The 25,767-nt window shown below is 71.0% G+C and carries 25 protein-coding genes; 24 read left to right on the plus strand and 1 reads right to left on the minus strand.

Features of this window, described 5'->3' with window-relative positions; genetic code table 11:
• From infB to Q2K20_RS07600, 19 genes are all read left to right on the plus strand, one after another.
• Window positions 1-2,308, plus strand: a 2,308-nt coding sequence (infB, locus tag Q2K20_RS07510) for a translation initiation factor IF-2 (RefSeq protein WP_317176761.1), incomplete at its 5' end; no start/stop codon positions are given.
• Between the two features lie 112 nt (window positions 2,309-2,420).
• Entirely contained in the window at window positions 2,421-2,882 is a 462-nt protein-coding gene (gene rbfA, locus Q2K20_RS07515) for a 30S ribosome-binding factor RbfA (RefSeq protein ID WP_067717687.1), read from the plus strand.
• Window positions 2,879-3,877, plus strand: coding sequence for a DHH family phosphoesterase (locus Q2K20_RS07520; RefSeq protein ID WP_096905342.1), 999 nt, complete (start codon window positions 2,879-2,881; stop codon window positions 3,875-3,877). Before rbfA ends, Q2K20_RS07520 begins: the two co-directional genes overlap by 4 nt.
• Complete coding sequence (locus Q2K20_RS07525; protein WP_372509903.1) at window positions 3,834-5,255, plus strand: MATE family efflux transporter; 1,422 nt, start codon at window positions 3,834-3,836, stop codon at window positions 5,253-5,255. Before Q2K20_RS07520 ends, Q2K20_RS07525 begins: the two co-directional genes overlap by 44 nt.
• Window positions 5,252-6,193, plus strand: coding sequence for a metallophosphoesterase family protein (locus Q2K20_RS07530; protein WP_269501339.1), 942 nt, complete (start codon window positions 5,252-5,254; stop codon window positions 6,191-6,193). Before Q2K20_RS07525 ends, Q2K20_RS07530 begins: the two co-directional genes overlap by 4 nt.
• On the plus strand, window positions 6,190-6,909 hold the full coding sequence (locus Q2K20_RS07535) for a 4'-phosphopantetheinyl transferase (RefSeq protein ID WP_269501341.1): 720 nt from the start codon (window positions 6,190-6,192) through the stop codon (window positions 6,907-6,909). The genes Q2K20_RS07530 and Q2K20_RS07535 overlap by 4 nt, the downstream gene beginning before the upstream one ends.
• A complete protein-coding gene (truB, locus tag Q2K20_RS07540; RefSeq protein ID WP_096905346.1) occupies window positions 6,906-7,817 on the plus strand; it encodes a tRNA pseudouridine(55) synthase TruB in 912 nt (303 codons plus the stop codon). Before Q2K20_RS07535 ends, truB begins: the two co-directional genes overlap by 4 nt.
• Complete coding sequence (locus Q2K20_RS07545) at window positions 7,814-8,818, plus strand: bifunctional riboflavin kinase/FAD synthetase (protein WP_283464033.1); 1,005 nt, start codon at window positions 7,814-7,816, stop codon at window positions 8,816-8,818. The genes truB and Q2K20_RS07545 overlap by 4 nt, the downstream gene beginning before the upstream one ends.
• Window positions 8,819-8,930: 112 nt before the next feature.
• Window positions 8,931-9,200, plus strand: coding sequence for a 30S ribosomal protein S15 (gene rpsO / locus Q2K20_RS07550; RefSeq protein WP_067717704.1), 270 nt, complete (start codon window positions 8,931-8,933; stop codon window positions 9,198-9,200).
• A gap of 373 nt (window positions 9,201-9,573) precedes the next feature.
• Window positions 9,574-11,841 (plus strand): polyribonucleotide nucleotidyltransferase, encoded by a 2,268-nt coding sequence (locus Q2K20_RS07555; protein WP_069389066.1) that lies wholly within the window; start codon window positions 9,574-9,576, stop codon window positions 11,839-11,841.
• A 101-nt stretch (window positions 11,842-11,942) separates the two neighbouring features.
• Window positions 11,943-13,271: a M16 family metallopeptidase gene (locus Q2K20_RS07560; RefSeq protein WP_269501345.1), complete on the plus strand. Its 1,329-nt coding sequence runs from the start codon at window positions 11,943-11,945 to the stop codon at window positions 13,269-13,271.
• 36 nt (window positions 13,272-13,307) lie between these two features.
• A complete protein-coding gene (gene dapB, locus Q2K20_RS07565; RefSeq protein ID WP_119192158.1) occupies window positions 13,308-14,057 on the plus strand; it encodes a 4-hydroxy-tetrahydrodipicolinate reductase in 750 nt (249 codons plus the stop codon).
• 10 nt (window positions 14,058-14,067) lie between these two features.
• A complete protein-coding gene (locus Q2K20_RS07570; RefSeq protein WP_269501346.1) occupies window positions 14,068-14,547 on the plus strand; it encodes a hypothetical protein in 480 nt (159 codons plus the stop codon).
• Window positions 14,544-14,996 (plus strand): flavodoxin family protein, encoded by a 453-nt coding sequence (locus Q2K20_RS07575; RefSeq protein ID WP_067717716.1) that lies wholly within the window; start codon window positions 14,544-14,546, stop codon window positions 14,994-14,996. Before Q2K20_RS07570 ends, Q2K20_RS07575 begins: the two co-directional genes overlap by 4 nt.
• 32 nt (window positions 14,997-15,028) lie before the next feature.
• On the plus strand, window positions 15,029-15,781 hold the full coding sequence (gene thyX / locus Q2K20_RS07580; protein WP_067717719.1) for an FAD-dependent thymidylate synthase: 753 nt from the start codon (window positions 15,029-15,031) through the stop codon (window positions 15,779-15,781).
• A 58-nt stretch (window positions 15,782-15,839) separates the two neighbouring features.
• Window positions 15,840-16,799 carry a 4-hydroxy-tetrahydrodipicolinate synthase gene (gene dapA / locus Q2K20_RS07585; RefSeq protein ID WP_096907226.1) on the plus strand — a complete coding sequence of 320 codons (960 nt, stop codon included), beginning with the start codon at window positions 15,840-15,842 and terminating at the stop codon, window positions 16,797-16,799.
• Window positions 16,796-18,973: a ribonuclease J gene (locus tag Q2K20_RS07590; protein ID WP_317176762.1), complete on the plus strand. Its 2,178-nt coding sequence runs from the start codon at window positions 16,796-16,798 to the stop codon at window positions 18,971-18,973. The genes dapA and Q2K20_RS07590 overlap by 4 nt, the downstream gene beginning before the upstream one ends.
• 5 nt (window positions 18,974-18,978) lie before the next feature.
• Window positions 18,979-19,635, plus strand: a complete 657-nt coding sequence (locus Q2K20_RS07595) for a TIGR03085 family metal-binding protein (RefSeq protein WP_269501356.1) — start codon at window positions 18,979-18,981, stop codon at window positions 19,633-19,635.
• A gap of 52 nt (window positions 19,636-19,687) precedes the next feature.
• Complete coding sequence (locus Q2K20_RS07600) at window positions 19,688-22,549, plus strand: DNA translocase FtsK (protein WP_390890238.1); 2,862 nt, start codon at window positions 19,688-19,690, stop codon at window positions 22,547-22,549.
• A gap of 19 nt (window positions 22,550-22,568) precedes the next feature.
• On the opposite strand, the gene Q2K20_RS07605 is transcribed toward Q2K20_RS07600, so the two are convergent.
• Complete coding sequence (locus Q2K20_RS07605; protein ID WP_269501358.1) at window positions 22,569-22,850, minus strand: YciI family protein; 282 nt, start codon at window positions 22,848-22,850, stop codon at window positions 22,569-22,571.
• A 76-nt stretch (window positions 22,851-22,926) separates the two neighbouring features.
• Between Q2K20_RS07605 and pgsA the strand changes: the two genes are divergently transcribed.
• From pgsA to Q2K20_RS07630, 5 genes are all read left to right on the plus strand, one after another.
• Complete coding sequence (gene pgsA, locus Q2K20_RS07610; RefSeq protein WP_269501360.1) at window positions 22,927-23,514, plus strand: CDP-diacylglycerol--glycerol-3-phosphate 3-phosphatidyltransferase; 588 nt, start codon at window positions 22,927-22,929, stop codon at window positions 23,512-23,514.
• 5 nt (window positions 23,515-23,519) lie between these two features.
• On the plus strand, window positions 23,520-24,056 hold the full coding sequence (locus Q2K20_RS07615) for a nicotinamide-nucleotide amidohydrolase family protein (protein ID WP_317176763.1): 537 nt from the start codon (window positions 23,520-23,522) through the stop codon (window positions 24,054-24,056).
• Between the two features lie 16 nt (window positions 24,057-24,072).
• The gene (locus Q2K20_RS07620) at window positions 24,073-24,387 is read left to right on the plus strand and encodes a helix-turn-helix domain-containing protein (RefSeq protein WP_067717740.1); all 315 of its coding nucleotides are present in this window, start codon (window positions 24,073-24,075) and stop codon (window positions 24,385-24,387) included.
• Between the two features lie 96 nt (window positions 24,388-24,483).
• A complete protein-coding gene (pspA, locus tag Q2K20_RS07625; protein ID WP_119192150.1) occupies window positions 24,484-25,311 on the plus strand; it encodes a phage shock protein PspA in 828 nt (275 codons plus the stop codon).
• A 67-nt stretch (window positions 25,312-25,378) separates the two neighbouring features.
• Complete coding sequence (locus Q2K20_RS07630) at window positions 25,379-25,573, plus strand: DUF3046 domain-containing protein (RefSeq protein ID WP_067717747.1); 195 nt, start codon at window positions 25,379-25,381, stop codon at window positions 25,571-25,573.
• Window positions 25,574-25,767 lie beyond the last annotated feature (194 nt).

Genomic DNA, 25,767 nt, shown 5'->3' on the forward strand with positions numbered 1-25,767 from the left:
TCGCGTCGGGAACAACCCGTACTCCAGCGGCACCACGCCCGCGCCGCGTCCGCAGGGCGGCCCCCGCCCGGCACCCGGCCAGGGTGGTCCCCGTCCCGGAGGCGCCCGTCCGGGCGCACCCGGTCAGGGTGGGCCCCGTCCCCCGCAGCGGTCGGGCGCACCGGGCCAGGGCGGTCCCCGTCCCAACCCCGGCAACATGCCGGCGCGTCCCAGCCCCGGTCAGATGCCGGGACAGGTCGCACGTCCCGCCGCGGGTCGCGGCCGTCCGGGTGGCCCCGGTGGCCGTCCGGGTGGCGGCGGTTTCCGTCCCGGTGGCGGCGGCGGTGCCCCCGCAGCCGGTGGCGGCGGTTTCCGGGGTCGTCCCGGTGGCGGCAACCGTGGCCGCGGTGGTGCCGCGGGTGCGTTCGGTCGTCCCGGTGGCGCCCCGCGTCGTGGTCGCAAGTCGAAGCGACAGAAGCGTCAGGAATACGACTCGATGCGGGCCCCGGAGGTCGGCGGCGTCCGGCTTCCCGACGGTCGCGGGCAGGTCCTGCGACTGGCACAGGGTGCTTCGCTGAGCGATTTCGCGGACAAGATCGACGTCAACCCCGCGCAGCTGGTCCAGGCCCTGTTCAACCTGGGTGAGATGGTCACGGCCACGCAGTCGGTCACCCCGGAGACGCTGCAGCTGCTCGGTGAGGAGATGGGCTTCAAGGTCCAGATCGTCAGCCCCGAGGACGAGGATCGCGAGCTGCTCGATTCGTTCGACCTCTCCTTCGGTGAGGACGAGGGTGACGAGAGCGATCTCGAGATCCGTCCCGCGGTCGTCACTGTCATGGGTCACGTCGACCACGGCAAGACCCGACTGCTCGACAGCATCCGGTCGGCGAAGGTCGGCGAGGGTGAGGCCGGTGGCATCACCCAGCACATCGGCGCCTACCAGGTGACCGTGCCGGTCGACGACGTGGATCGCACGATCACCTTCATCGATACGCCGGGTCACGAGGCGTTCACCGCCATGCGTGCCCGCGGCGCGAAGTCGACGGACATCGCGATCATCGTGGTCGCGGCGGACGACGGCGTGATGCCGCAGACGGTCGAGGCGATCAACCACGCGCAGGCGGCAGAGGTGCCGGTCGTGGTCGCGGTCAACAAGATCGACAAGGAGGGCGCTCAGCCCGACAAGATCCGCGGCCAGATGACCGAGTACGGCCTGGTGCCGGAGGAGTACGGCGGCGACACGATGTTCGTCGACATCTCCGCCAAGCAGGGTCTCAACATCGAGTCGCTGCTCGAGGCGGTCGTCCTGACCGCCGACGCGTCTCTCGACCTGCGGGCGAACCCGGACATGGACGCGCAGGGTGTCGCCATCGAGGCGCACCTGGACCGCGGTCGCGGTCCCGTCGCCACGGTGCTCATCCAGCGCGGCACGCTGCGGGTCGGCGACTCGATCGTCGCCGGCGACGCCTACGGCCGCGTCCGACGCATGGTCGACGAGCACGGCGAGGACGTCACCGAGGCGACCCCGTCGCGTCCGGTCCAGGTCATCGGCCTGACCAGCGTGTGTGGCGCCGGTGACACCCTGATGGTGGTCGAGGAGGATCGGACCGCACGGCAGATCGCCGACCGTCGTAACGCGCGCAAGCGCAACGCGATGGCCGCCCGTAGCCGTCGTCGGATCAGCCTCGAGGACCTGGATTCGCATCTCAAGGAGACGAGCCAGCTCAACCTCATCATCAAGGGCGACAACTCCGGTACGGTCGAAGCCCTCGAGGAGGCCCTCCTGGGGATCGAGATCGACGACGAGGTGCAGCTGCGCGTCATCGACCGCGGTGTCGGTGCCGTCACCGAGACCAACGTCAACCTGGCGGCCGCCTCCGACGCGGTGATCATCGGGTTCAACGTCCGGGCGGAGGGCAAGGCCACCGAGCTGGCCAACCGCGAGGGCGTGGACATCCGGTACTACTCGATCATCTACCAGGCGATCGACGAGATCGAGAGCGCGCTCAAGGGCATGCTCAAGCCGATCTACGAGGAGAAGAAGCTCGGCCAGGCGGAGATCCGCAATATGTTCCGCTCCTCCAAGGTGGGCAACATCGCGGGTTGCATGGTGCTCGACGGCATCATGCGGCGCAACGCCAAGGCCCGGCTCATCCGGGACGGCAAGGTCGTGGCGGAGGAGATGACCATCTCCTCGCTGCGTCGCGAGAAGGACGACGCGACCGAGGTCCGCGAGGGCTTCGAGTGTGGTCTGACGGTGACGTACTCCGACATCAAGATCGGTGACATCATCGAGACCTACGAGCTCGTCGAGAAGCCGCGCGACTGACGTCGCAGGGCACTGTCGTGGGGGCGGGATCCGTTGGAAACGGACCTGCCCCCGCGGCATGCTCGTCAACCCGTGGTCGCCGTGCGACCGCATCACGCCAAGGAGGATCCCCATGACCGGTAAGGGACGCGCGGGACGGCTCGGAAAGCGGATCGGCGAGATCGTCGCGACGGCCATCGAGCACGAGATCAAGGACCCCCGGCTGGAGTTCATCACGATCACCGATTCGCGGATCACCGCGGATCTGCGGGTGGCGACGCTGTACTACACGGTTCGTGGCGTGACCCTCGACGAGGAGCCGGACCACGAGGCCGCGGAGGCTGCGTTGACCGCCGCGCGGGGCCGCCTGCGCACGATGGTCGGCAAACAGACCGGGGTGAAGTTCACCCCGGAGTTGACCTTCGTGCTGGACTCCGTGCCGGACGCGGCGCGCCAGATGGAAGAACTGCTCGCCAAGGCCCGGGCGCAGGACGAACAGGTCCGGCGCGTGGCCGAGGGGGCCCGTCCGGCGGGCGACGAGGACCCGTACCGCAAGCCGGAGGAGGCGGACCGGCCGGAGGACGACGATCGGTGACCGAACCGGTGGACGCCGCCGGCGCGGCGGACGTGTTGGCCCGTCACCACGAGGTGACCGTGCTGTGCCACGTCCGCCCGGACGCGGATGCGCTCGGTAGCTCCTCCGGTCTCGCGCGGGCGTTGCGTGCGCGGGGCGTGACCGTCCACCACTCGTTCGATCCCGGCGTCGTCCCGGGGGCGATGGGGGCCATCCCGGGCACCGACCGGGTGGTCCCCCTCGCGCAGGTCCCCGCCCATCGGGGTCTCGTCGTGACGTTGGACTGCGCGAGCCCGGACCGGGTGGGCCGGTGGGGCAGGCTCGCCGACGCGGCATCGGAGGTCCTCGTCGTCGACCATCACCGGTCCAATCCCGGATTCGGTTCCCACATGCTGCTCGACCCGGACGCCGCGTCGACGGCGTCGCTCGTCCTGGACGTCCTCGACGCGGGCGGGTTCCCCGTGGACGCCGTGACGGCCACGAGCCTCTACGCAGGGCTCGTCACCGACACCGGATCCTTCCGTTGGGGCGGCGCGGACTCGCACGAGACCGCCCGACGACTGCTGGCCGCGGGCGCGGAGACCACCGAACTCACCCACGCCCTGCTCGACGCGCACTCGTTCGCCTGGCTTCGGGTGCTGGGCGGGCTGTTGAGGACGGTGCGTCTGGAAGCCGACGCGGTGGGCGGGCGCGGATCGGTGTGGCTGGCCGTCCCGCACGAGGTGATCTCGGTAGCGGACGAGGACGACGTGGAATCCCTCGTCTCGCACCTCCGCGGCGTCCGGGAGGCCCGCGTGGCGGTTCTCCTCAAGGAGTACCTGCCCGGCGAGTGGGCCGTCTCCCTCCGCTCGCGACCCGGTGGCCCGGGTGCAGGCGTCGTGGACGCCGCGGACGTCGTGGACGTCTCGGCCATCGCGGCCGCGCTCGGGGGCGGCGGTCATCCGTCGGCCGCCGGCTGCACGATGCGCGGTGATGTGGAGACCATCAGCACGAGGCTCCGTGAACTCCTCGGCTGACGTGACGCACACCGGGCCCGATCCGGCCGTCGGGCTGGGAGCGATCGGACGCCGACTCTGGTCGATCGCCCTGCCGGTCCTGCCGGTGCTGTCCGCCGAGCCCGTCTATCTCCTGGTCGACGGGATCATCGTCGGTCGCCAGGGACCGGAGGACCTGGCCGCGCTCGGCGTGGGAGCCCTCGTCCTCCTGGTGCTGGGTACCCAGATGAACTTCCTGTCCTACGGGACCACCGCCCGATCGGCGCGGTTGCACGGGGCGGGCCGCCGCGGCGACGCCGTGGCCGAGGGGGTGCAGGCGACGTGGATCGCCGTCGCCGTCGGCGCGCTGGTGGTGGCCGTCGTACTGGCGTTGCGGGGGCCGATCACCCGGGTACTCGCCGCGGACCCGGACGTGGCCGCCGGCGCGGCCGAATGGCTCGGGGTGGCCGTGTGGGGCATCCCGTGCATCCTCGTGGCGTCAGCCGGCCACGGGTGGATGAGGGGCGTCCAGCGCCTGCGCACCCCGCTCGTGCTCGTCGGCGTGGGCATCGGCGTGTCGACCGCCGGGTGCGTGGTGTTGGTCCCTGGTCTCGGGCCGGCCCCGGCGCTGGGGTTGGTCGGGAGTGCGTGGGCGAATCTCGCGGGACAACTGCTCATGGCCGCCGGTTTCCTCGTCGCGCTCGTCCTCGAGCGCCCGGGGTCGCTGCGGCCACGGCGTGCCGTGATCGTCAGCCAGCTCCGCATGGGCGTGGACCTGATCATCCGCACCGCGTCGTTCCAGATCACCTTCGCCGTCGCCACCACCGCGGCAGCAGCCGCCGGGGTCGACTCGCTCGCGGCGCACCACCTCGCACAGCAATTGTGGGCGCTGTACTCGCTCGTGTTGGACTCGGTCGCGATCGCGGCCCAGTCGCTGGTCGGCGCCGCGCTCGGCGCCGGACTCGCCGCCCACTGCCGGGCGCTGGCACGTGCCGTGGTCGTGTGGTCACTGGGTCTGGGTGCTGCCCTCGCCCTGCTGACGATCGTCTTCAGAGCACCCCTGGCATCGCTGCTGTCCGGGGATCCCGGGGTGGCCGATCGCCTGGTCGTCGCCCTGATCGGGATGGCGGTGGTGGTGATCCCGGCCGCGGTGGTGTTCGGACTCGACGGCGTGCTGCTGGGCGCCGGTGACGCGGCGTACCTGCGCACCAGCACCGTGGTCGCGGCGCTGCTGGGTTTCCTGCCCGTGCTGCTCGTCACCCGGTACCTCGGGTGGGGGCTGCCGGGGATCTGGGTCGGGATGGGGGTGTTCGTCGGTCTCCGACTGATCGCCGTGGTGGCCCGGGTGCGCGGCGACCGGTGGATGGTGCTGGGAGCGCAGACGCCGGGCGCACGGGCCCTGCAGGAGGTGGACGGATGACCGCCGGGGCGACGGGCGTGCAACCGACCCTGCGCGCGGTGTCCGACCTGCACGTGGGACACCGGGGCAACGCGGACGTCGTGGACGAGATCCACCCCGCGCACCCGGGGGACTGGCTCATCGTGGCCGGTGACGTGGCGGAGAAGGTCGACCACGTCGTGGACGCGCTCGAGCGACTGGCGGCGCGTTTCGAACGGGTGATCTGGGCGCCCGGCAACCACGAGTTGTGGATCGGCCGCGACGACGAGGGGATCACGTCCACCACCAAGTACGACCGGCTGGTGGAGGCGTGCCGGGCCATCGGGGTCGACACCCCGGAGGACCAGTATCCCCTGTGGACCGGACCGGGCGGGCCCGCGTGGGTGGTACCGATGTTCCTGTTCTACGACTACAGCTGGACGCTGGTGGCGGGGCAGCCGCGGGCGGACGCCCTGGCCGGTGCACGGGAGCGTCGCGTCGTGGCCTCGGACGAGTTCCTCATCGACCCCGCCCCCTACGGTGACGCGGTCGCCTGGTGCCGGGACCGTCTCGTGGGCACCACGACGCGGCTGGCCCGCCTCGATCCCGCGCACCCGACGGTGCTCGTCAACCACTGGCCGCTGCTGCGGGACCCCACCCGGGTCCTGCGGCACCCGGACTTCGCGCTGTGGTGCGGGACCGATCAGACCGCCGACTGGCACCGCCGGTACCGCGCCATCGCGTGCGTCTACGGTCACCTGCACATCCCGCGGACCACGGTCCACGACGGCGTGCGCTTCGAGGAGGTCTCACTGGGATACCCGAGGGAGTGGAACGGGCGTGGGCGGCCCGACCCGCTCACCCGTCAGATCCTCCCGGCGCCGGACGGTCCGCAGGTGCGGTGGGTCCGCGGCGACGGTGGGATGCCGAGGATCGCCCGGCCCGCCGACACCGGTCCCTACCTGGAGGACGAACGGTGATCGACGACCTGTTCCCGCCCGACGTGGTGGGGGTGACCGACGCCGAGCTGGGCCTGGACGACGCGGCGCTGTTGGCGTCGCTGTACCCGGTGGAGGTCGAGCAGATCGGGGCCGCCGTCGAGCGGCGCCGGATCGACTTCGCGGGCGCGCGTGCGTGTGCCCGGGAGGCCATGTCGAGGCTCGGCGTCCCCGCCGGCCCCGTTCTGCGCGGGGGTCGGGGCATGCCGGTGTGGCCACAGGGCCTGGTGGGCACGCTCACGCACACCGAGGGGCTGCGGGCCGCCGCGCTGGCGCCGACCGCCCGCGTCCGGTCGCTCGGGCTGGACGTGGAACGCCACGCACCGCTGGCCGCGGGCGTGCTCGAGGCCGTCTCCCTGCCGGGGGAGGCGGCGTGGGTGCGTGCGGCACGCGCCGAGGTCGCGGACGTCGCCTGGGATGCGCTGCTGTTCACGGCGAAGGAGGCCACCTACAAGGCGTGGTTCCCGCTCACCCACCGGTGGTTGGGGTTCGGTGACGCACACATCACCCTGGTCCCGGACGGCGACGACGACGAGGTGGTCACCGGTACGCTGCGATCGCGGATCCTCATCGACGGCCATGCCGTGGACGGGGGGCCCGATCTGGTCGAGTTCCGGGGCCGCTGGGCCGTCCGGGACGGGTACGTGGCCTCGGCGATCGTGCTGCGACCCGCCGGGGTCGCTAGCGTGGGCCCGTGACGCCGCGCAGACCCGACCCCCGCCCCGCTCCCGACCCCGGCCTGGTGGTCGTCGACAAGCCGGGGGGGATGAGCAGCCACGACGTCGTCGGACGGCTCCGGCGCTACTTCGGTACCCGCAAGGTCGGGCACGCCGGAACGCTCGACCCGATGGCCACCGGGGTGCTCGTCGTGGGCATCGAACGCGCCACCAAGATGCTCGGACTGCTGGCACTGGAGACCAAGTCCTACGAGGCCACCATCCGTCTCGGCCAGACCACGACCACCGACGACGCCGAGGGGGAGACCACCTCGACCACCGACGCCTCCGCCGTGACCGACGAGGCGATCGACGCGGCCGTCGCGGCGCTGACCGGGGAGATCGACCAGGTCCCGTCCGCGGTGAGCGCGATCAAGGTGGACGGGAGGCGGGCCTACGACCGCGTGCGGGCGGGGGAGGAGGTCGAGCTCCGGTCACGGCGGGTCACCGTCTCCCGGTTCGACGTGCTCGAGCGGACCCGCTCCGGCGCGGTGGTCGACCTCGTCGTCGTCGTCGACTGCTCCACCGGAACCTACATCCGCGCGCTCGCCCGGGACCTCGGCTCCGCCCTCGGGGTCGGCGGTCACCTCACGGCGCTGCGCCGCACCCACGTCGGGCCGTTCGGTCTCGACGTGGCACGGACCCTCGACCAGCTGGAGACCGATCCGACACTGTCACTGGACCTCGACTCCGCCGCGCTGACCGCGTTCCCCCGACGCGACATCGACGCCGACGAGGCGGAGGGACTGCGCCACGGCCGATGGCTCGAGGCCCGCGGTGACGCCGGGGTCGTCGCCGCCGTCGGCCCGGACGGCCGGGTCGCGGCGCTGGTCTCGGAATCGGGGCGGCGTGCAGCTCCGGTCGTGGTCATGCGCCCGGCGGGCCTGTGAACGCCGCGCGTAAGGTGGTCGCCGTGCAATTGTGGCGGACGTTCGACGAGATCGTGATCCCCGACGGCGGGACCTCCGTCGCCCTCGGCGTGTTCGACGGGCTCCACCGGGGTCATCGGAGCCTGGTGGACCGCGCCGTCGGCCACGGCCGGGACCTGGGCGCGAGTCCCGTCCTCGTGACGTTCGACCCCCACCCCGTCGAGGTCGTCAGGCCGGGGACCCACCCGTCGGTCCTCACCCCCCTCGAGCGGCGTGCCGAGCTCGCGGGCGGGTTCGGGATCGACGCCGTGTTCGCGTTGCCGTTCGACCGCGAGATGGCGTCGTGGGAGCCCGACGAGTTCGTGGACCGGGTCCTCGTCCGCGGCCTGCGGGCCCGCGCGGTCACCGTGGGGCGGAACTTCACGTTCGGTCGACGCGCGGCCGGTACCCCGGAGACCCTGCGCGAGCTGTGCGCCGAACGCGGCATCGTCTGCGAGATCGTCGACCTGCTCGAGGCCGGGGGAGAGACCGTCTCCTCCAGCCGTATCCGCCGGTTGCTGTCCGAGGCCGACGTGGCCGGCGCCGCCGAGGTCCTCGGCCGACCGCACCGGGTCTCGGGCGTCGTGGTCCACGGTGCCGGGCGCGGGGGGCGGGACCTGGGTTACCCGACCGCCAACCTCGACCTTCCCGAGTACACCGCCGTGCCCGTCGACGGCGTGTACGCCGGGTGGTTCACCGTGCTCGACGACAGCCCCGTCGACGGCACGATCGTCCCGGGACGGCGCTACCCGTCCGCGATCTCCGTCGGCACCAACCCGACGTTCGGGGACTCCGCCCGCAGCGTCGAGGCGTTCGTCCTGGACGAGTCGGCCGACCTGTACGGACGACTGGCGGCGGTCGACTTCGTCGACCACGTCCGCGACATGGTGAAGTTCGCCTCCGTCGACGAGCTGCTCGTGGCCATGGACCGCGACGTCACCACGACCCGGACCGTGCTCGGGGCGGACGTCGACCGGCCGTGACCTCGGATTGGGCCGACACGTCCGTGGACTGGTAACGTCTCCCGTCGGCCCTCCTGTGGTCCGCGGCGGCGGGGCCCAACATTCACGCGGACTGGAACAACCAGGAGTCACCATGGCGCTGAGCACCGAAGACAAGAAGGCCGTCCTGGCCGAGTACGGCCTCCACGAGACCGACACCGGCTCGCCCGAGGCCCAGATCGCCATGCTCACCAAGCGGATCTCCCAGCTCACCGAGCACCTCAAGACCCACCAGCACGACCACCACTCGCGGCGCGGCCTGCTCCTCATGGTCGGCCGTCGGCGTCGTCTGCTCAAGTACATCGCCAAGACCGACATCGCGCGCTACCGCTCGCTGATCGAGCGTCTCGGCCTGCGTCGCTGACGCACGACGACGACCGCGTCACCGACCCCGCCCGGTCCATCCGGGCGGGGTCGGCGCATTTCCGCGAACCGGGCCGCCGGGTGTCGGGGGCGTCACCCGCGCGCGCCCGGTGACCCGGACGGTTTTCCCTGATAGCCTCGGTGGAGCCGGTGCACACGTGCCGGGGTGGTCGACAGGTCCGATTGACGGTCCTCGGTAGTGGCCGCCGGAGCCCGACGCCCGGGAGCATCAGCATCCGTGGCACACGTTCCGGCCGCTTCGATCGAAGACCGAGGTCGAACCGGGACCCCCTGACGTGTCGCCCGGTGGCCCCGGCGGGACGATTCCGCCGTGCGGCCCATGCACCCGACACGACAGGAAACACATGCCACAGATCACGGCCGTCGAGGTCGAAGACGGGGTCTTCGAGACCGTCGCGACCATCGACAACGGCGATTTCGGTCGCCGCGAGCTCCGCTTCGAGACCGGCCGGCTGGCCAAGCAGGCCGCCGGTGCGGTCGTCGCCTACCTCGACGACGACACCATGCTGCTGTCCGCCACCACGGCGGGCAAGCACCCCAAGGAGCACTTCGACTTCTTCCCCCTGACGGTGGACGTCGAGGAGCGGATGTACGCCGCGGGACGGATCCCCGGTTCGTTCTTCCGCCGCGAGGGGCGTCCCAGCACGGACGCCATCCTCACCTGCCGGCTCATCGACCGGCCGCTCCGCCCCACCTTCGCGGACGGGGTCCGCAACGAGGTCCAGGTCGTCGTGACCGTCATGAGCCTCGACCCCAAGGACCTGTACGACGTGGTGGCCATCAACGCCGCCTCCGCCTCCACCCAGCTGTCCGGCCTGCCGTTCTCGGGCCCGGTCGGCGGCGTGCGCGTCGCGCTCATCCCGACGGCCGCCGACCCGGCCGGCCAGTGGGTGGCGTTCCCCACCGCCGAGCAGCTCGCCGACGCCGTCTTCGACATGGTCGTCGCCGGCCGCGTCGTCGGCTCCGGTGACACCGCCGACGTCGCGATCATGATGGTCGAGGCCGAGGCCACCGACGACGTGATCGAGAAGGTCGCCGGGGGCGCGCAGGCCCCCACCGAGGACGTCGTGGCCCGGGGCCTCGAGGCCGCCAAGCCGTTCATCGCCGAGCTGTGCGCCGCACAGCAGGCGCTGGCCGACGCCGCGCCCGGCACGCCGCGGGAGTTCCCGCTGTTCCCGCCGTACGCCGATGACGTCTACGCCGCCGTCGCCGAGATCGCCGAGACCAAGCTCGCCGAGATCATGCAGATCGCCGACAAGCAGGATCGCGACGTCGCGACCGACGAGCTCAAGGCGACCGTCCTCGAGCAGCTCACCGAACGGTTCTCCGACCGCCTCGGCCAGGTGGGAGCCGCGTTCAAGTCGCTGACCAAGAAGGTCGTGCGCCAGCGCATCCTCACCGACCACTTCCGGATCGACGGTCGTGGCACGCGGGACATCCGCGCGCTGTCCGCCGAGGTCGAGGTCATCCCGCGCGCCCACGGCTCGGCACTGTTCGAGCGCGGTGAGACCCAGATCCTCGGCGTGACCACGCTCGACATGGTCAAGATGGCCCAGCAGATCGACTCGCTCGGGCCCGAGACCAGCAAGCGCTACATGCACCACTACAACTTCCCGCCGTACTCCACCGGTGAGACCGGTCGCGTGGGTTCGCCCAAGCGTCGCGAGATCGGCCACGGCGCGCTCGCCGAGCGTGCGCTCATGCCGGTTCTGCCGAGCGTCGAGGAGTTCCCCTACGCGATCCGCCAGGTCTCCGAGGCGCTCAGCTCCAACGGCTCCACCTCCATGGGCTCCGTCTGTGCCTCCACCCTGTCGCTGCTCAACGCCGGTGTGCCCCTCAAGGCCCCCGTGGCGGGTATCGCGATGGGCCTGGTCTCCGACGAGATCACGAACGAGGCCGGTGAGTCGGAACGACGTTTTGTCGCGCTGACGGACATCCTCGGGGCCGAGGACGCCTTCGGCGACATGGACTTCAAGGTCGCCGGCACGGGCATGTTCGTCACCGCGCTCCAGCTCGACACCAAGCTCGACGGCATCCCGTCCGAGGTGCTGGCCGGCGCGCTGACCCAGGCCCGCGAGGCCCGGCTCACCATCCTCGACGTGATGGCCGAGGCGATCGACGAGCCCGACGAGCTCAGCCCGTTCGCGCCCCGCATCATCGCGATCAAGGTCCCGGTCGACAAGATCGGCGAGGTCATCGGGCCCAAGGGCAAGATGATCAACTCGATCACCGAGGAGACCGGGGCGTCCGTCTCGATCGAGGACGACGGCACCGTGTACATCGGGGCCACGGACGGCGAGTCGGCCCAGGCCGCGATCGACAAGATCAACGCCATCGCCAACCCGCAGCTGCCCAAGGTCGGGGAGCGCTTCCTCGGTACGGTCGTGAAGACCGCCCCGTTCGGCGCCTTCCTCTCGCTGCTGCCGGGCCGCGACGGTCTGGTCCACATCTCCAAGCTGGGCCAGGGCAAGCGCGTCGGCAAGGTCGAGGACGTGGTCAACGTCGGCGACAAGATGCAGGTCGAGATCGCCGACATCGACAACCGCGGCAAGATCAGTCTCGTCCCGGTCGGTGACGACTCGGACGGCGGAGCCGACGCGGACTCCGGCACCGACGACTGAGACCCCGCCGGTCCGCCCTCCCCCACGGCGCCCGGCACCCCACGAGGCACGCACCCCGCGCGCGGGGTGCGTGCCTCGTTCGTCGACAGAAGGGAAGGACCGTGAACCCGACGATCCGCGTGGACCGGTCGATCCCGGGCGTGCGTGTGGTGACCGAGGACCTACCGTGGTGCCACACCGCGGCGGTCGGTGTCTGGATAGGGTCCGGATCCGCGGACGAGGGCCCCGGGGAACACGGCGCCGCGCACTTCCTGGAGCACGTCCTGTTCAAGCGCACCAGCTCGGCGTCCGGTCTGGAGTTGTCCCAGCGTATCGACCTGCTGGGTGGTGACCTCAACGCCTTCACGGGACGCGAGCACACCTGCTATCACGTCCACGTCCCCGCCGAGGGGCTGGATACCGCTGTGGACGTCCTGGTGGACGTCGTCGCCAACGGGTCCTGTGACCCCGCCGACGTCGAGATCGAGCGTGACGTCGTGCTCGACGAACTCGCCGGCCGTGCGGACGACCCGGAGGACCTCGCCTGCGAACTGGTCGCCACCGCTGCCCTCGGTAGCGACCCGCTCGCCCGCCCGATCATCGGGACCGAGGAGTCGGTGGAGGCACTGGACGCCGAGACCCTACGGGCATTCCACCGACGCATGCTCGGTGCCGGCGACGTCGTGGTCGCGGCGGCCGGGCGTCTCGACCACGACGCCCTCGTGCGCCGGATCGCCGCCGGGCCACTGGCGGCGGCGGTCTCCCGCCACGGGACGTCGCGGGACGGCGCCGATCTCGGGGCCCGGACCGGCGGTGGCGACACCGGACCGGGCGCGGGGGCCCCCGGGTGGGCGGCGACGTCCGTACTCACCGGTGAGGACGACGACTCCGAACAGGCGTTGATCGCCCTCGCCCGCAGAACCCCGGCCCGGGATCACCGGGACCGGGCCGCGGCGCAGGTCGGCACCGCGGTTCTCGGCGGGGGACTGAGCTCCCGGTTGTTCCAACGCATCCGCGAGGAACTCGGTCTGGCGTACACGGTCTATGCGGGCATGGACCAGTTCCAGCCGACCGGTCTGCTCACGGTGGTGGCCGGCGCCCCGGTCGACCGGGTGGACGCACTGTGCGACGAGGTGGGCGAGGTCGTGTCCGGGATGCTGGCCGCGCCGCCCGCCGCCGACGAGGTGGGTCGGGCGATCGGCCACCTCACGGGGTCGATCAGGCTCGGGTTGGACGATCCGCTCTCCCGCATGACGCGGATCGGTCGACACCTCCTGGACCGCGACACGGTGGTCCCCGTCGAGGAATCGGTGGCCAGGCTCCGTCGGGTCACCCGCGACGAGGTCGCCGCCTACTGGACCGACGAGTCCGCCCCGTGGTGTCTGGCGGCGGTCGGCCCCGGGATGCCCGGCGACGGCGCGGCTGGACTGCTCGGGCGCGTCGGCGGATAGGCTGGACGGGCTCAACGAGGACCACGTGAGGAGACGATGACGGTGACGAAGGTCGGAGTGCTCGGCGCACGCGGCAAGGTGGGGACGGCGATCTGTGAGGCCGTCCGTGACGCGGAGGACCTCGAACTCGTCGCGGAGGTCGACCAGGGCGATCCGCTGGACGCGCTCGTCGACTCCGGTGCCGAGGTGGTGGTGGACTTCACCCACCCGGACGTGGTGATGGACAACCTCGAGTACTGCGTGGCCAACGGCATACACGCGGTGGTCGGCACCACCGGGTTCACCGAGGACCGTCTCGCCACCCTCAGGGGGTGGCTGGAGGACAGTCCCGGGACCGGTGTACTGGTCGCGCCCAATTTCGCCATCGGTGCCATCCTGATGATGCGGTTCGCGGTCCAGGCCGCGAAGTACTTCCCGTCCGCCGAGATCGTCGAGTTGCATCATCCCAACAAGGCCGACGCGCCGTCGGGGACGGCCCACCGCACCGCCGCCATGATGGCGGCGGCTCGCCGGGAGGCGGGGCTCGGGCCGTCGCCCGATGCCACGTCCACGGAACTCGACGGGGCCCGCGGCGCCGACGTCGACGGGATCCGCGTGCACTCGGTGCGACTGTCGGGCCTCGTCGCCCACCAGGAGGTGCTGCTCGGGACGCAGGGGGAGACCCTCACCCTCCGGCACGACTCGCTGGACCGCACCTCGTTCGCGCCCGGAGTGCTTCTGGGGGTCCGCTCGATCGCCGGGGCCCCGGGCCTGACCGTCGGGCTCGACTCCTTCATGGACCTCTAGGACCACCGCCGTGGAGCGCATCGTCAAGCCCCTGGTCATGGCCCTCACGGCGCTGGGCCTGGTCGTGGCCTTCGGGTACCTGCTGTACCTCGGCTGGTCGATGGTCAGCGCCTCCGACTATCTGGCCGTGCGCGGGCTCGGGGCGGGGATCATCCTGCTCACCGGCGTCGGCGCCTGGGCGACCTGGGCCATCATCCGCAACGGCCTCGAACTCCAGAGGATCTCGGCCGCCGCCGCGGCGGAGGGGATCGAACTCGATCTCGCGGACATGGAGCGACGCCCCTCCGGCCGACTCGAGCATGACGCGGCGGACGCGCTGTTCGACCGGGTCAGCGCCGAGTACCAGGCCGCCCCCGACGACTGGCGGACGACCTACCGGCTGGCGCGGGCCTACGACCACGCCGGCGACCGCGTCCGCGCCCGGGAGGTCATGAAGGCCGCCATCGGGCTGCGCGAGACGGAACTCACCTCGGGGAAGGGGCTGGGATGAGCACGGTACTGGTCGTGCACCACGCCCCGTCACCACGCCTGCGACGCATTCTCGAAGCACTCGTCACCGGTCTCGACCATCCCGAACTCGAAGGGATCGCGGTCGAGTCCGTCCCCGCGTTGGCCACCACCGACGACCACGTCCTGCGTGCCGACGGCTATGTCCTGCTCACCCCCGCCAATTTCGGGTACATGTCCGGCGCGCTCAAGCACTTCTTCGACCGCACCTACTACACCTGCGAGGGAGCGGTGGCAGGCCGCCCGTACGCCCTGTGCGTGCACGGGGACAACGACACCGCGGGAGCGGTCACCTCGGTCGAACGGATCGCCACCGGCTGGGGACTGCAGGCCGTCGCACCCGCAGTCCAGTTGACCGGCGAACCCGGACGCCAGGATCTCGACACCGCCGCCGAGGTCGCGGCCACCGTCGCCGCACATCTGCTCGGCTGAACCGCCGGGCACATCACCGAAGGAGTCAAGCGATGTCCGAGCTCGTCCGCCGGCAGGTCCGCCTGGTCGCGCACACCGAGTTCATCCCGCCCGACGAGGTCGAGTGGGAGACGGACGCCGAAGGCGGATCGGCGCTGGCCGAGTTCGCGGGGCGGGCCTGCTACCAGAGCTGGGAGAAGCCGAATCCGCGCACCGCGACCAACGCCGGGTATCTGCGGCACATCCTCGAGGTCGGGCACCTGTCGGTGTTCGAGCACGCGAGTGTGTCGTTCTACATCACCGGGATCTCCCGCTCGTGCACCCACGAACTGATCCGGCACCGCCACTTCTCCTACAGTCAGTTGTCCCAGCGTTTCGTCCCCGAGCACGACTCGAAGGTGGTGCCCCCACCGGCGATAGCGGACGATCCCGAGCTCGTCGAGATCTTCCGGCGCGCGACCGACGCCTCCCGTGACGCCTACGCGGAGATGCTGGCGAAGCTCGAGGACAGGTTCGCGGACGTGCCCAACCCCATGCTGCGGCACAAGCAGGCCCGGCAGGCCGCCCGCTCCGTGCTACCGAACGCCACCGAGACCCGGATCGTCGTGACGGGGAACTACCGCTCGTGGCGCCACTTCATCGGGATGCGCGCCACCGAGCACGCCGACACCGAGATCCGGGGCCTGGCGATCGACGTACTCCGTCGTCTCCGCGAGGCGGCGCCGGCGGTGTTCTCGGACTTCGAGATCGCCACGCTGGAGGACGGCTCGGAGATCGCGGTCAGCCCCTACGTTCTCGAGGGATGACGGCGCCCCCAGGGTGGGAATCGGGGTCTGCCGGGTACTGCGGGTAGTCTGGGAGACCATGACACACGTGACCACCGGGGGCCCTGTCGGCCGGCAAGCGCCGACCGACCGTGGCCGGGCCCCCGCCGATACAGGGCGCCCCGCGCCGTTCGGCACGGTCGTCACGGCGATGGTGACCCCGTTCGGGTCCGACGGTTACGTCGATCTGAAGGCCGTCGCACGTGTCGCGCGGCATCTCGTGGACTCGGGGTGCGACGGTCTCGTCGTCTCCGGCACCACGGGGGAATCGCCCACCACCACCGACGCGGAGAAGATCGCGGTCCTCGAGACCGTCCTCGCCGAAGTGGGGGACCGGGCGACGATCGTCGCGGGTGTCGGTACGTACGACACCGCGCACTCGGTGCACGCGGCCAAGCAGGCCGCTGCCTCCGGGGCGCACGGACTGCTCGTGGTGACGCCGTACTACTCGAAGCCCACCCAGGCAGGACTGGACGTCCACTTCCGGACGATCGCCGACGCGACCGACCGGCCCGTGATGCTCTACGATATCCCGCCGAGATCGGTGGTCCCCATCCAGGCGGACACCCTGATCGGTCTGTCCGACCACCCGAACATCGTGGCGGTCAAGGACGCGAAGGGCGACTTCCACGACGCCGTCACCGTCATGTCCCACTGCGACCTGGTCTACTACTCGGGGGACGACCAACTCAACCTCCCGTGGCTGGCCGTCGGAGCGACCGGGTTCGTCAGCGTGATCGGCCATGTGGCCGCGTCACGGCTGGTCGACCTGCGCCGTGCGTACCTGAGTGGCGACATCGAGACGGCACGACGTATCAACCTCGGACTCCTCCCTCTCTTCGACGCCCAGCGGGCGCTCGGAGGTGTGTCGATGTCCAAAGCAGCACTAGAACTTCTCGGGGTCCCGGCCGGTGTGCCGCGACTCCCGCAGTTACCACCAACCGACGAGCAGCGAGACGCCCTCGCGGCGCTGCTGCACAGAGCAGGAGTCACCAGATGACGGAAAGTACCTCCACCGGCCGCGGACGCGGCCGCACCCGACGTGCCGCAGGACGGCCCTCGGGAGAGCCGGCGGCCACGGCCGCCGTGCAGTTCACCGAGCCCACCCCGGTAGCCGACGCCCCCGCCGCCGACGCGGGCCAGGGCCGCTCCGATCGGACCAAGGGTAAGCAGGACCAGCCCCAGCAGGGTAGGAACCAGCAGGGCGACGGCCCGAAGGACAGCGGCCAGAAAGACAGCGGCCAGAAAGACAGCGGCCAGAAAGACAGCGGCCAGAAGGACTCGCCCAAGGGCGGATCGCGTGGCCGGGGCAGGGGGTCGTCCTCGGGCGCCAAGGGCGGATCGTCGGGCGGCGACCAGAACGGCGGCCAGAACTCGGGCGGTCAGAAGGGCGGCCGTGGTCGCAGCGGACGCGGCCGGGGTCGCGGCGACACCTACACCGCCGAGTTCGGTGGCGTGAAGACCATGCAGGGCGGCGACATGACCGTCCGCCTGCCCAGCCCGCCCAAGCCCCGCAAGGGTGCGCTGCGCATGGTGGCGCTCGGCGGCGTCACGGAGATCGGCCGCAACATGATGACCTTCGAGTACGACTCGAAGCTGCTCATCGTCGACTGCGGCGTCCTCTTCCCGAGCTCGACCGAGCCCGGTGTCGACCTCATCCTCCCGGACTTCGGTCACATCGAGGATCGTCTGGACCAGGTCGAGGCGCTGGTGCTGACCCACGCCCACGAGGACCATATCGGGGCGATCCCGTTCCTGCTCAAGCTGCGCCCGGACATCCCGGTCATCGGATCGCGGTTCACGCTCGCGCTGGTCGCCGCGAAGTGCCGCGAGCACCGCATCAAGCCGGTCTTCCGCGAGGTCGACGAGTCCAGCGTGAGCACCCTGGGAAAGTTCGAGGTGCGCTACTTCGACGTCAACCACTCCATCCCCGAGTGCCTCGGCCTGGTCATCCGCGCCGGTGGCCAGTCGGTGATGATGACGGGTGACATCAAGCTCGACCAGCTGCCCACGGACAAGCGCCCCACCGACCTGCCCAAGATGGGGCGATTCGGCAACGAGGGCATCGACCTGCTGCTGATGGATTCGACCAACGCCACCACTCCGGGGGTCAGTCGCTCGGAGTCGGAGATCGGTCCCGCGCTCCAGCGGCTCATCTCCGACGCGCGTCAGCTCGTCGTGGTGGCCTGCTTCGCGTCCAACGTCTACCGCGTCCAGTCCGTCATCGCGGCCGCCGCCGCGAGCGGTCGCAAGGTCGCTCTCACCGGTCGGTCGATGATCCGGAACATGGAGATCGCCCTCGAGATGGGCCTGCTCACCGATCCGAACAAGGTGATCGTGGACATGGACACGGCCGCCAAGCTCCCGTCGGAGAAGGTCGTCGTCATGACGACCGGGACCCAGGGCGAGTCCATGGCGGGGCTCTCCCGGATGGCCCGCCGCGAGCACCGGCAGATCAACTTCTCCGAGGGCGACACCGTGCTGTTCTCCTCGTCGATCGTCCCGGGCAACGAGGAGCCCGTCTTCAGCGTGCAGAACAGTCTGTTCCAGATGGGTGTGAACGTGGTGACCAGCCGCGAGGCCAACATCCACGTCTCCGGCCACGGGGACGCGGGCGAGCTGCTCTTCGTCTACAACGCCGTACGACCGAAGAACGCCATGCCGGTGCACGGTGAATGGCGGCACCTGCGCGCCAACAAGGCCCTGGCGATCGCCACAGGGGTGCCGGAGGAGAACGTCGTCCTCGCGCAGAACGGCGTCGTGGTCGACCTCGTGGACGGCAAGGCGTCCGTGGTCGGTCAGATCCCGGTCGGCAACCTGTACGTCGACGGCCTGTCCACCGGCGACGTCGGCGACACGGTCCTCGCGGACCGCACCGCGCTCGGCGAGGACGGCTTCATCGTCGCGACCGTCGTGGTGGACCCGCGTACCGGCCGGCCGGTGAGCAAGCCCCAGATCATCGGCAAGGGCTTCACCGACGAGCCCGGCGCACTCGACCCGGTCGTCGAACTCGTGGAGAACGCCCTGTGGGACCTGGCCGGCGAGGGCGAGACCGATCCGTACCGTCTCGCCCAGGCCGTGCGGCGCGTGGTCGGTCGGTGGGTGTCGGACAAGTGGCGCCGCAAGCCCATGATCGTGCCCACCGTCATCACCTCCGCCGTCGCGCAGGGCTGAGTCCGGTGAGTCCCAGCCGTCCGACCCTCGCGCAGCGGGAGCGCAGCGCTCTCGTGGAGAGCATGCGTGCCACCGGGCCCGACGCCCCGACGCTGTGCGAGGGCTGGACGACCAGGGACCTGGCCGCACACCTCGTCGTGCGGGAGTACCGACCCGACGCGGCGGCGGGGATAGTCGTCCCCGCCCTCGCGGACCGGATGGAGCACCTGCGACTGAGGGAGGCCGAGCGCCCGTGGGAGGACCTGCTCGACACGATCGCCGGGGGAGCTCCCTGGTACTCACCGCTGCGCTACGCGGACCGGGTCGCGAACCTGGCCGAGTACCTCGTCCACCACGAGGACGTGCGCAGGGGGCGCCCCGGGTGGGCACCCCGCGAGTTCGAGGTGGACGACCTCGAACGGGTCTGGTCCCTCGCCACGACCGTGGCGAAGACCTTCCTGCGCAAGGTTGCGGCCCGCGTCGACCTGCGCACCCCGGTCCACGTGGGATCGACCAAGATCGCGTCGGTCTCGACGGGCGCGGCGCTCGCCCCGCTGGTGAGCATCACGGCGGATCCCGTCGAGTTCCTCCTGTGGACGTTCGGTCGCGACGAGGTCGAGATCGACATCTCCGGCGCCCAGCGGGGGATCGACGCGCTCGAAGCCGTCCCACGCGGCATCTGAACCACCCCACCCCCGTGTGGCTGCTGTTACCAGTGGTGCTCCAGACGATAGAGTGACGGCCATGGCATCCAGCTCGAGCACGCGCTCCACCCGTGCCCCCGGCGGCCGACGTCCGGCTTCGACCTCGGGAGCACAGCGATCGACCAAGTCCACCCCGTCGTCGTCGCGGGGTGGCGGTTCCCGTCGCGGTGCGGTCGTCTCGACCCCCAAGAAGGGGACCCGCAGCGGTCCTCGGACCGCCGCCCCGGCGCCGGAACGCACCTCGGGTGCGTTCGGTGCCGTGGGGCGTGGGCTGCGCGGAGGGTGGTCCGCGATGGCGAAGGGTGTCGGCCACGGCGTCCGTGGCCTCGGGGGTGGGGACGACGACGACAAGGTGGTCCCGCCGCACCGCCGTGACGGTCTCGGCCTGATCCTCATCGGCGTGGCGATCGTGTTCGTCGGCGCCGTGTGGTTCGGCGCGGCCGGCCCGATCGGCCACTGGATCGACACCGGGATCCGGACGGTGGTCGGTACCCCCGGTGCCCTCCTGCCGCTCCTGCTGGGCGGATGGGGCGTGCTCGTCATGGCCCGCGAACCCCGCCCCGACGTGCACTCGCGCTGGCTGGTCGGAACGACCGTCGCCGCTCTCGGTGTGCTCGGACTGTGGCACCTGGGGTCCGGCTCCCCGACGGATCCGGACGGGGTGCGGTCCGGCGCCGGGGTGCTCGGCCGGATCGTCGGTGGAACGCTCGAGGCCGGCCTGTCCGTCTTCGTCGCGGTGCCGCTCCTCGTCCTGCTCGTCGCGTTCGGGATCCTGGTGATGGTGGGGCGGCCCGCGCGCGAGATCCCCGGCATCGTCCGCGGGTTCTTCGGCTGGGACGGCAGCGGCGACATCGTCGACCACGACTACGTCGATTCCGACGAGGACTGGGACGACGAGATGACCACGGCGTACCCGATCGCGGAGACGACGAGGTCGTCCGAGCCCGAGCGCTCGGCGACGCGGCGCAGCTCGCGCCGCCGGATCGCCGCGTGGTCCGATACCCCCACGGCGGGCGAGACGGTCGAGATGCCCCGCGCCGGGCGGTCATCCGCCGAGCCCGAGGCGGCACCGGAGGTCGCCGACCTCCCCCCGGAGGAACCGGCCCGGGCCCCGGCACACCCGAAGCGCACCCCCCGCGGGACCGAGGTCCTGCCCGCGGGCGGCGACGTCGACGAGGCCCCAGCCCGCCCGCCGGCCTCGGCCGCCCCGTCCTCGCCGGCCACCGCGCCCCGACGTGCCGTCTCGACACCGTCGGTGGACACCTCCTCGGTCCCGCAGACCAACGTCCCGTCCACCCACACCGCCTCCGAGAGCGACGCGGAGCGGCTCGACTCCCAGACCCAGCTGCTGAACGGCGTGGACTACGCACTGCCGCCCGTCGGCCTGCTCACGGCCGGCGACCCGCCCAAGGCGCGCAGCGAGTCCAACGACCAGATGATCGAGGCCATCCAGGGCGTTCTGGAGCAGTTCAAGATCGACGCGGCCGTCACCGGATTCACCCGCGGCCCGACTGTCACGCGCTACGAGGTCGAACTGGGCCCCGGCGTGAAGGTCGAGAAGATCACCGCCCTGCACCGCAACATCGCCTACGCGGTCGCCACGGACAACGTGCGGCTGCTGGCGCCGATCCCCGGCAAGTCCGCGGTCGGCATCGAGGTGCCCAACCTCGACCGCGAACTGGTGCGGCTGGCGGACGTGCTGACCGACCCCAAGACCGCCAGCAAGCACAATCCGATGCTCATCGGACTGGGCAAGGACATCGAGGGCGACTTCGTCACCGCCGACCTGGCCAAGATGCCGCACCTCCTGGTGGCGGGCTCCACCGGCTCGGGTAAGTCGAGCTTCGTCAACTCGATGCTCGTGTCCCTGCTCACGCGGGCCACCCCGGACGAGGTCCGCCTCATCCTCGTCGACCCCAAGATGGTGGAGCTCACGCCGTACGAGGGCATCCCGCACCTCATCACGCCGATCATCACCCAGCCCAAGAAGGCGGCCGCGGCGCTCGCGTGGCTCGTCGAGGAGATGGAGCAGCGCTACCAGGACATGAAGTCCACCCGCGTTCGCCACATCACCGACTTCAACGAGCGCGTGAAGTCGGGAGCCATCACGACGCCGCCCGGCAGCGAGCGCGTCTACCGGCCCTACCCGTACATCGTGGCGGTGGTCGACGAGCTGGCCGACCTCATGATGACCGCGCCCCGCGACATCGAGGACGCGATCGTCCGCATCACCCAGAAGGCCCGTGCGGCCGGCATCCACCTCGTCCTGGCCACGCAGCGGCCGTCCGTCGACGTGGTCACCGGCCTCATCAAGACCAACGTCCCGTCCCGCCTGGCGTTCGCCACGTCCTCGCTCACCGACTCCCGGGTCATCCTCGACCAGGCCGGGGCGGAGAAGCTCATCGGTATGGGCGACGGGCTCTTCATCCCGATGGGTGCCTCGCGTCCCATCCGTATGCAGGGTGCGTTCATCACCGACGAGGAGATCCACGAGGTCGTCGACTACGCCAAGAACCAGGCCGAGCCCGAGTACGACGAGTCCATCACCGCCGCCAAGGAGGACGGCAAGAAGGACATCGACGCCGACATCGGCGACGACCTCGACGACCTGCTCGCCGCCGTGGAGCTCGTGGTGTCCAGCCAGTTCGGCTCCACCTCGATGCTGCAGCGCAAGCTCCGGGTCGGCTTCGCCAAGGCCGGCCGCCTCATGGACCTGATGGAGTCGCGCGACATCGTCGGACCCTCCGAGGGGTCCAAGGCACGCGACGTGCTGGTCAAGCCCGAGGAACTCGCCTCGGTGCTCTGGATGATCAAGGGCGGGGCCCCGCCGGAGGAGGATCCGGACGACGAGCCGGCCGACCTCCGCGACCCGGCCGAGACCCCGGTGGGGTAGCGGCCGGGCGGGGTATGCGTCAGGCGAGGGCGCCGAAGACCGGCTTCCACTCCCGGACCGTGATCTCCGAGACCATTCCGCGCAGGCAGTGGGGGTCGTCGCCCACGAGCGATCGTGCGGCCTCGTCGTCGTCGGCCTCCACCACCAGCAACGCCCCGGATCCGTCGACGAACGGTCCCACGGACCGGACGGACCCGTCGTCGACGCGGGCGGACAGCCACTCGCGGTGGGCGGGCTTGTTGGCCTCCCGCTCCTCGGTCTGGGCGTCGGAGTAGCGGTAGGTGACGGCGAACAGCGGCATCGTGGATCTCCTGGGATCGGGGTCGGGGGTGCGTCGCGACCAAGGGTATTCCCGCCGTCCTCGCTAAGGTGAGGGGGTGACTGCTTCCACGCGCGAGAACAGGCGCCGAACCGACGAGGTCCCCGTCCTCAACATCGCCAACGTGCTCACGGTGGTGAGGATCCTCCTGGTCCCCGTCTTCGTGGTCCTGTTCTTCGTCGCCGACGCCCAGGATCCCTGGTGGCGGGTGGGGGCGTTCGTCGTCTTCGCCGTGGCGATGTTCACCGACTACGTCGACGGTCACCTGGCCCGCAAGCTCGGGTTGGTCACCGACTTCGGCAAGATCGCCGACCCGATCGCCGACAAGGCGCTCATCGCCGCCGCGCTCATCTCGCTCTCACTGGTGGACGAGCTGTTCTGGTGGGTGACCGTGGTGATCCTGGTCCGCGAGGTGGGCATCACGCTGTGGCGCCTGTTCGGGGTGGACTACGTCGTGGCCGCGAGCAGGGGAGGCAAGCTCAAGACCGTCACACAGACGGTGGGCATGGGGATGCTCATCCTGCCGCTGCCGCACTGGGTGTGGCCGGTGGAGTGGATCGTCGTCGGTGCGGCCGTGGTGCTCACCGTCTTCACCGGCATCGATTACCTGGTCAAGGCCCGCCGGGCCGCACGCACCGCGGACTGACCCCCGTGGATCCCTCCGGCGCCGTGCCCCCGCCGGCGACCGCGGCCGTCACCGCCCTGCGGGACCGCGGATGGACCCTGGCCACGGCCGAGTCCCTCACGGCCGGGCTGCTCGCGGCCACCGTGGCCGAGGTGCCGGGCGCCAGTACGGTACTCCGCGGCGGGTTGATCGTCTACGCCACGGATCTCAAGCACGAACTCGCCGGGGTGCCGACCGAGGTCCTGGAGCGGCACGGGGCCGTGTCCGCGGAGACCGCCCGCGCACTCGCGCGCGGGGCTGCGCGGCGCTGCGGCTCCGACGTCGGCGTGGGCCTGACGGGGGTGGCGGGGCCCGAGCCCCAGGAGGACAGGCCGGTGGGGACCGTCCACGTCGGGCTGACGGTTCCCGGCAGGGAGCCCTGGTCCGTGCCGCTGGCGTTGACCGGTGACCGGAGCCGTATCCGTACGGCGGCGTGCGCTGCGGCGTTGAAACTGGTCATCGCCGCGGTGACGGGGGAGGGGACCGGTGACGACGACGACGACGGGAACGAATCCGGGATGTGATGCGTTGTACCCCGTGATGCCGAACATCCAGATGACCACCCTGCCCAGACCGGACCAGCCCGGCGGTGCCCCTCTGCTACGCGAGACGCTCGGGACGGTCCTGCGCGGCCTGCGCGGGGAATCCGGTCGGACCCTGCGGGACGTGGCCGACGCCGCCCGTGTGAGCCCCGGGTACCTCTCGGAGATCGAGCGCGGCCGCAAGGAGGCCTCCAGCGAACTGCTGGCCTCCATCTCCGGGGCGCTCGACGTCTCCCTGGGCGAGATCCTCATCCGCGCCGCCCTCGAGGTCTCCCCTCCGGGCACGTTCACCGAGCCGGTGCTCGCGGCCTGACCGCGCGCCCGTCACGCCCGGTGGTCGCAACCGTGCGTTGTTCGGTACCGTTGAACAGACCCGTCGTCCGAATCGGCAGAAGGACACTACGCAGCGATGGCCAATCCGTTTACCAAGGCATGGCGCTACCTCATGGCGTTGTTCGATTCGAAGATCGACGAGAAGGCCGACCCCAAGGTCCAGATCCAGCAGGCGATCGCTGACGCGCAGCGTCAGCACCAGCAGCTCTCGCAGCAGGCTGCGGCGGTCATCGGCAACCAGCGCCAGCTGGAGATGAAGCTCAACCGGCAGCTCGCGGAGATCGAGAAGCTCCAGGGCTCCACCCGGCAGGCATTGCAGATGTCGGAGCAGGCGCGCCAGAAAGGTGACGCGGCCAAGGCCACCGAATACGAGAACGCCGCGGAGGCGTTCGCGGCCCAACTGGTCACGGCCGAGCAGAGTGTGGAAGACCTCAAGGGCCTGCACGACCAGTCGCTCCAGGCCGCCGCCCAGGCCAAGAAGGCCGTCGAGCAGAACGCGATGGTCCTCCAGCAGCGCGTGGCCGAGCGCACCAAGCTGCTCAGTCAGCTGGAGCAGGCCAAGATGCAGGAGCAGGTCAGCGCCTCCCTGCAGTCGATGTCGGAGCTGTCCTCGGGCGGCAACACCCCGAACCTCGACCAGGTCCGCGACAAGATCGAGCGTCGGTACGCCAACGCCCTGGGCTCGGCGGAACTCGCACAGAACTCGGTGCAGGGTCGCATGCTCGAGGTCGAGCAGGCCTCGACCCAGATGGCCGGCCACAGCCGCCTCGAGCAGATCCGCGCGTCGATGGCGGAGGGCGGCCAACTCGGGTCCGGTACCGGTGCCACCGGCCAGCTCGGCCAGGGCCAGTCCGAGCCGGCGCCGCAGCAGCAGCAGCAGCAGGCGCAGACCGAACAGCAGTGATCTCACGGCAACGGGCCGTCGGCGACCACGCCGGCGGCCCGTCGTCGTCCGTAGGGGAGGGCGAGACGTGACCCTGACCGAGTTCCGCGCACGCACCGTGGAGGCCTTCGGTGAACTCCGCGCCGACAGTCTGACCAGATCGCACCATCTCGCGGAGTGTGGCGGGAGGACCGCCCTCGAGGCGATCGACGCCGGCCTCCCCGTCAAGCGCGTGTGGTTGGCGTTGTGTGCCGAGTTCGAGGTGCCCGAACAGCTGCACTAGTGCTCCGGGTGCGGCGTGTCGGTCGACCTCGAACACCCGTTCGCCTACACTGGGTGTCACGTGATGACGGTTCGCCCCGTCCACAGGGCGCCCTTCCTCCACAGGAAAGCGGTCGCCGGGTTCGCGCGAGACGCTCGTGTCGTACCCGGCCCGTAACGTCCGCAACTGAATCACCACCCAGACCGATCGGCCGG

This window comes from Dietzia sp. IN118 (genome assembly GCF_032905965.1).
Classification (GTDB): Bacteria; Actinomycetota; Actinomycetes; order Mycobacteriales; family Mycobacteriaceae; genus Dietzia; species Dietzia kunjamensis.